We start from the raw sequence: 7,264 nt of genomic DNA, 5'->3' as shown, positions 1-7,264 counted from the left end.
ACTACATCGCTCCGGGAAAACCGCGCCTCGAACGAGGCAAGCGTCACGGTGACCGGGAGCTCGAACGGCTTTTTCGTTTCGCAGGTCGGCCCGCTCGGCGGCAGTGGAAACACTGCCACCATCGAGGTCCGGGGGAACGAGAACGGTGCCGGGCTGAGCGTCATCCGCACCGCTGCAGACACCCGGACGGCGCTCGATTCCTACGCGGGCCTCTTCCGCGGGGGCGTGTTCCAGGTGGGCGAGGACAACCTGTTGGACCTGTCGGTCGAGGGTAACCGCAACGTGTTCGCCGTCGCGCAGGACGGGTCGGGGAACCGGATCGACGGCACGCAGGATGGCGGCGGCAACATGGCGGCGGTGGTTCAGGTCGGCGCGATGAACACCAGCGTCTTCTCGCAGGTCGGTTCGAACAACGCGCTCGGCATCACGCAGTAGACAGGCCGACCCGCTCCGCGCGTCAGGGAGGCGCGCGGGGTGGCGTCCTTCCTCCCCGGGAGACACCGCATGCGTCAGTTCCTCGTGGCCGGCAGCCTGGCACTCCTCGTCGGCGGGACCCCTGCACCCGCACAGGGGATCGACGAGAACCTTGTCGTCGTCGACCAGGCGGGTGCCGACAACCGCGCCGACATCACGCAGTCAGGTTTCGGGAACGTGGCGGGGCTGGAAGCCCTGCCCATTCTGCAGGACGGGTTCTGGAACGACCTGTCGATCGTTCAGGAGAACGCCAACAACCGCATCGCGACCGAGGGCGCGGGCCTCCTTCAAGAGGGGCGTTTCACCACGCGGTCGATCCACAACGCAATCTCGATCGAACAGCGCTCGAATGCCAACGTGGTTGGCGAGGTGCGGCAGCTGTCCCTCGGCGTCGTGCCGAACGGGGCGAACATGCTCGGGATCGTGCAGCGGGGCGGCGACGAAAACCGCATCGATGCGGTGTCGCAAGTCCAGTTGGGCGGTCAGGCCCCGCAGCAGATGGAACTGCAGCAGACCGGCGCCGGCAACCGGATCGTTCGCGCCGCGCAGACCTCGCTGACCACCGACCGGACCGAGGCCAACGTGATCCGAGTGACGCTCGCGGGCGACCGGAACGGGCAGGGCGCGCTCCTCGGGGTCGCGGCACTGCCCGCGCTCGCCAGCAGCACCCTCGTTCAGGAAGGGGGCAGCATCGACATGCGCGGCAACGGCAATTTCGCCGAGTTGATCGTGACCGGCGACGACACCGCCTTCGGGATCAGGCAGGGCGGCCGGTTGAACTCGGTGGGCGCAGTGGTGGTGACTGGCGACCTGAATGCCATCGGCCTCAGGCAGGACGGGGACGAGAACGACATCGTGCTGGCGCCTGTAGATGGGGATTTGAACGAAATCGGCATTGACCAGATCGGCACGAACTATGCCGAGGTCACCCTGCTCGACCGCGCGAGCGGCAACGCGGTAGCGCTGCGACAGCAGGGCGGTGCCGACGGTTTCGTGTTCGTCGAGGGCAACGACAACCGCATTGCGGTGGAGCAGGATTTCCTGGGCGGGCTCGGCGGCGACAACACGACCTCGGTGCAGGTGACGGGGGCCGGAAACGCCCTCGAGGTGCAGCAGGCCGGCCGCAACCGCGCCGACGTGACGGTGACGGGCGACGCGAACAACTCGGTCGGTGCATTCACGGCGCCGGGTATGCCTGCGCTGGCGGTAGGGCTCGTGAAACAGGATGGCTTCGACAACGTCGTGCAGATCGGCCTGACCGGCAACCGCAACGCCGTAGCTGCGATGCAGACCGGCAGCCTTAACCTCTTCGATCTCGTGGTGACGGGAGATGACAACGAGGCGCTGCTGCTGCAATCGGGCAGTGGCAACACGGCACGAGTCGGCCAGACCGGTATCGGCAACCGCGCGTCCATCTCGCAGTAGGGGCCGGAACGGACAAACCCCGGCCGGTGTCCGGCCGGGGCAGGAGCGCGCCTCGGGCTCCGCTCAGAGCAGGAAATCCCCCGCGCCGTAGCTCGTCGCGCCGACCGCGCCGTCGTCGATCAGGACGCCCAGGTCCACAAGCCCGTCGGCGTCGATGAAGACCTGCACGAGGCTCATGTTCCCGAAGCTCTCCACGACCCGGACCGTGCCCGGGCCGCCCGCCTCCGAATAGGTCAGGGACTGAAACCCGCGCAGGCCGGGCGACGCGTCCAGCTGCCGGAAGTCGAAAACGTCCCCGCCGATCTCGAACGCCGCTGCACCGTCCCCCGCTGCAACGACGTCAAGCCCCGCCAAAGGCGACGAGTCGGCCAGCGCCCCGTAGATGAAGACATCCGCGCCGGTGCCCCCGACCAGCCGGTCGGCGCCGAGCCCCCCGACCAGCACGTCGCTGCCCACCTGTCCGTGCAGGACGTCCGCGCCGCCACGCCCGTGGATCGTGTCGCCGCCCCCGCCCCCCTTCAGATTGTTCGCCCCCGCATCGCCGCGGATGTCGTCCGCGCCGCCCGCGCCGAAGACGTGTTCGAAATTGCGGATGCTCTCGGTCTCGCCGCCCATGCGCGTGGCGGTCTCCGCGTCGATGTCGATGCGCCAGCTGCCGCCCGAATAGCCGTAATCCACGCGGTCCCGGCCCAAGCCGCCATCCATGTCGTCGAGGCCGCTGCCCCCCGAGATCAGGTCGTCGCCGCGCCCGCCCGACAGCGTGTCGTCGCCGTTGCCGCCGAGGATCACGTCGCTGCCGTCGCGGCCCCCGATGCGGTCGGCGCCGCCGCGGCCCTGCAGGTTGTTCGCGCCGTCGTCCCCGAAAAGGCTGTCGCCCTGAGCGGTGCCGAGCACGTTCTCGATGGAGGCGAGGGTCTCGATCGCGCCGGCGGTAACGGCGGTCCCGGCGGCGAGGTCGACGGAATAGGCCGCGGCCTCGATGGTCAGGTCGATCTGGTCGCGGCCCGCGCCACCGTCGAAATGGTCCTGCCCGCCACCGCCGCGGAACTGGTCGTCGCCGTTGCCGCCGAACATCCGGTCGGCGCCGGTGCCACCGCGGATCAGGTCGTTGCCGTCGCCACCGTGGAGCGTGTCCGCACCGGCAGCGCCGACGATCGAGTCGGCGCCCCCGAAGCCGTGCAGCACGTTGGCGCCGGCATCGCCGGTCAGCCGGTCGGCGCGGTGGCTGCCATCGACGTTCTCGACCGCGTGCAGCGTTTCGGTCCCGGTTTCGCCTCCGGCAAGGCTGCCAGGCGCGGGGATCGCCTGCGCCACGCCCCGCGCCAGGTCGATGTCCCAGCCCTGGGCCGCGTAGCGGTAGCCGACCGTGTCCCGGCCCGCGCCTCCGTCGAAAGTGTCGCGCCCGAGGCCGCCGATCATCACGTCGTTGCCGTCGCGGCCCTGCAGGAGGTCGTCGCCCGTTCCGCCGTCGAGCGTGTCATCGCCGCGGTCGCCGAACAGGCGGTCGTTGCCGCTCTGCCCGGACAGGCGGTCATTGCCCCTCCCGCCCCAGAGCCGGTTGGCGCCCGCGTCGCCCGAGACGGTGTCGGCGCCGGTGCCGCCCACCACGTCCTCGAAGCCGACGACGATCTCGGCCGCCGCATCGCCCGGCCGCCGGGCGCGTTCCGCCGCGAGGTCGATCTGCCAGCCGGTGGTCGCGAGGTCGTAGAGCAGCCGGTCGGTGCCCGCGCCGCCATAGGCCTCGTCGTGCCCGGTGCCGCCCCGGACGTGGTCGTCGCCGTTTCCGCCGAACAGCCAGTCGTCGCCGCCGTTGCCCTCGAGCGTGTCGTCGCCGTCGCCGCCGCGCAGGACGTTGTCCGCCGCGTTGCCGATCAGCCAATCGTCCCCGAAGCCGCCCGACGCGTTCTCGATCACCGCGCCCGGGGCGATGGTGACGTTGGCGACGTCGTTCCCGAAGTTCGAGAACATCGTCTCGCGCAGGTCCAGCACCTGGTCGGACAGAAAGCCCGAGCCGTCCAGCCGGTCGACGCCCCCGGTGTCCCAGATCGCGCCGAACATGCGCTGGTTCGACGAGCTGACCGTCCAGGCGTCGCGGCCCGTGTTCGACCCCCAGCCGTAGACGGTGCCGCCCGAGAACGCGGTCTCGTTGGCGCCGTAGAGCTTCTGCAGTGCCATCACGTCGTAGAGCATCAGCGTCTGGCCCGGGTCGCGGCCGTAGCTCGCGCCGGTCTCGAAGCCCTGCCAGTAGCTCATGATCGTGTACTGGGAGCTGTCGTTGTAGAACTCCGCCCTCAGGTCGTAGCCCGCGAGGAAATCCTCTGCCCCGTCGTAATTGCCCGGATGGTTCAGCCCGAGCGCATGCAGCGTCTCGTGCAGCACCAGCCGCTGGTCGTCGATGCCGGCCTGCGGCGGGGTGCCGACGCCGATCGACACCACGGTCGGGTTCAGGAGGTCCGCGTCGCCCGGCCGCGCGGAGGCCGAGGACGGGGCCTGCCCGCCGCCCGACCAGCGCTCCTGGTAGGCGATCATGCCGGTGTTGGCATAGGCGTCGCCCCCGTCGGTGACCCGCACGAAGGTCACGTTCGCCACGTCCGAGATGAGCGGCAGGAAGGATTCCACGTCGAGGATGTCCTGCGCCGACATGGGTGCCTCGAGGGTCGTGCTGTCGCCGTCGGTGTTCCGCAGGCCCCGCGTGTCGACGAAGCTGTAGCCGACGAGGGCGCCGGTGCCGAAGGACGCGCCCGCGAACTTGCGGGCCTCGATCTCGGGCCGCGTGGTGTGATCCCAGTCGAGCAGCCGGTCGGCGGCCTCGACATGGGTCAGGGTTTCCTTCGGTTGAATGAGAACGGGAGGCATGGCGAAATCTCTCTTTTGAAAACGGAAGGTTCGGCGCCTGAAGGCGCCGCGGCACCCGGCCGGGCCCGTATTTTCGTTGTATGCAACCTCAGGTTTCGTAACATCCGTGGGTCCCCCCGATTTTAAGGGGACGCGCCACCCGGTTTTGTCCCGCGCCGCGGATTTTCGAGATGCTGATTGAACGCGATGCCGACCTTGCCGCGCTTGCGGACATGCTGGCGGCGGTGCCCCATCGCGGCGGACGCCTGGCGCTTGTCAGCGGCGAGGCGGGGATCGGCAAATCGAGCCTCGTCGCGGCCTTCCTCGACGCGCTCGACCCGGCCACGGACCGCGCCACGGGCCTCTGCGATCCGCTCGACACGCCGCGGGCGCTCGGCCCCGTGCGCGAGGTTCTGCGCAGCCTCGGGCCACAATCGCCGGGCCGGGCGCGGCCCGAGGATTTCGACGCCACGCTCGAGGCTCTGGCGCGGCGGACCGCGCCGGCCGTCCTCGTGATCGAGGACATGCACTGGGCCGACCAGGGCACGCTCGACTGGCTGAAATTCGTGGGCCGGCGGATCTCGGCCCTGCCCGTGCTTCTCGTGGTGACGTTCCGCGAGGAGGGCGTGGCCGCCGACCACCCCCTGCGCTCGGCACTGGGGGCGATCCCCGCGCGCCATGTCCGGCGCCTGCCGCTCGGGCCGCTGACCGAGGCCGGGCTTGCGGCGCTCGGACCGCCGCCGCACTGGACACCCGCGCGGCTCGCACAGGTCTCGGGCGGCAACCCCTTCCTCGCCACCGAACTCATCGCCATGCCGCCGCAGGCGGACGGCGTGCCGGTGTCGATTGCCGACAGCGTGAACGCCCGGCTGAACGCGCTGGCCCCCGACCTGCAGCGGGCCCTCGAGCGGCTGTCCTGCCACCCGGGGCTCTTGCGCACGGCCGAGATCGCGGCTGTCGGGGCCGCGGATCTGGCAGGCGACGCACTGGCCTCGGGGCTGCTGGTCCAGGCGGGCGACGGGCTGCGGTTCCGGCACGAACTGACGCGGCGCGCGGTGCTGGCGCGCCTTGCTCCGCCCGACCGGCGCGCGGCGCACGCGGCCTTCCTGGACAGCCTCGCCGGCGCCGCGGGCGAGGCGGCGGATCCCGACGCCATCGTGCACCACGCGCTCGGCGCGGGCGATGCCGCGGCCGTGCTGCGCCATGCGCCCGAAGCCGCCGAGCGCGCCGCGCGGCTCGGCGCCCATGCCCAGGCCGCCGCGCATCTCGAGACGGCGCTGGCCCATGTCGCGCATGCGACCGACGAGCAGGCCGCGCGCATCCACCAGGACTGGGCCTACGAGGCGGGGCTCGCGCTGCGCGTCGACGACGCGGTGATCGCGGCGCGGGAAAGGGCGGTCGATCTCTGGCGCCGTCTCGGGCGGCCGGACCGGGTGGGCGACAACCTGCGCTGGCTGTCCCGGCTGCACTGGTACCGCGGCGAGGCGGACCTTGCCCGGCGCTACGTGACCGAGGCCATCGAATTGCTGGACAGCGCGCCCCGGTCCCATGCGCGCGCCATGGCCTGCGCGCTCCGGGCAAACTACCACATGCTGTCCGACGAGATGGCCGAGGCGGTGATCTGGGGCGAGAAGGCCCGCGCGCTGGCCGAGGCCGCGGGCGACGAGGAAGTGCGCGTGCACGCGCTCAACACCATCGGGTCGGCGCGGCTGTTCCGCGGCGACCCGTCGGGCGAGGCGGCACTGCTCGAAAGCCTGCGCGGCGCGCTCGCGGGCGGTTTCCACGAGCAGGCCGCGCGGGTCTATACCAATCTCTCGGAATGCTACATCGAGATGCGGGCGCTCGATAAGGCCGAGCGCCTCCTGTCCCAGGGCATCGCCTTCGACACCGCCCACGACCTCGACAGCTGGACCTTCTACCTTGTCGGACGCCAGGCGCAGCTGCGCTTCGAACAGGGGCGGTTCGCCGACGCGCTGGCCATCGCCGGCCCGGTGCTCGACCGTGCGGGGCAGACCCTGCTGATGAAGCTGCCGGCGCGCATGGTCGCGGCCCGCACGCGGCTCCGGCTCGAGGGCGCCGCCGCGCGGCCGGCGCTCGACGGCGCGCTCGCCGACGCGGTGTCGACCGGCGAGCCGCAATACATGTCGGTCATGCATGTCGCGCTGCTCGAGGCCGCGGCGCTGGCCGGCGATCCCGCCGCGGCTGGCCCGCATCTGGACTGGCTCAGCGCGCAGCCGCTCTCCGCGCTGAGCCCGCGGAAATGGGGCGAGGCCGGGTTCTGGGCCCGACGCCTCGGGGCCGACCTGCCGCAGCCCCCCGACCTGCCCGCGTCCTTCGCGCATGACGCGCGCGGGGAGGCGCGCGCCGCCTCATGCGCCTTCGAGGCCGAGACCAATCCCTATCTCGCGGCCTGCGCGCTGTTCGGCATGACAGACCCGGACGCGCTCGCCGAGGCGGCGGCGCGCCTCGACGCGCTCGACGCCGCCCCCGCCCGCGCCGCGCTCGAGGCGCGGGCGCGCGTGGCCGGCCT

At 71.5% G+C, this 7,264-nt stretch carries 4 protein-coding genes; 3 read left to right on the top strand and 1 reads right to left on the bottom strand.

From position 1 onward, the window contains the following. A partial coding sequence (locus tag RISW2_RS25135; RefSeq protein ID WP_211238743.1) for a hypothetical protein occupies positions 1–435 on the top strand: 435 nt, incomplete at its 5' end. A gap of 69 nt (positions 436–504) precedes the next feature. Next, a complete protein-coding gene (locus RISW2_RS22240) occupies positions 505–1,899 on the top strand; it encodes a hypothetical protein (RefSeq protein ID WP_043775378.1) in 1,395 nt (464 codons plus the stop codon). Positions 1,900–1,962: 63 nt separating this feature from the next. On the opposite strand, the gene RISW2_RS25855 is transcribed toward RISW2_RS22240, so the two are convergent. Next, complete coding sequence (locus RISW2_RS25855; RefSeq protein WP_043775375.1) at positions 1,963–4,755, bottom strand: M10 family metallopeptidase; 2,793 nt, start codon at positions 4,753–4,755, stop codon at positions 1,963–1,965. A 170-nt stretch (positions 4,756–4,925) separates the two neighbouring features. On the opposite strand from RISW2_RS25855, the gene RISW2_RS22230 reads away from it, so the two are divergent. Beyond that, the coding region (locus tag RISW2_RS22230; protein WP_043775374.1) for an ATP-binding protein at positions 4,926–7,264 on the top strand (2,339 nt) is incomplete at its 3' end.

The sequence above is a fragment of the Roseivivax isoporae LMG 25204 genome, assembly GCF_000521865.1.
GTDB classification, from domain to species: domain Bacteria; phylum Pseudomonadota; class Alphaproteobacteria; order Rhodobacterales; family Rhodobacteraceae; genus Roseivivax; species Roseivivax isoporae.
The sequence above is the reverse complement of the archived record's forward strand: the minus strand, read 5'-3'. Positions and strand labels throughout refer to the sequence as shown.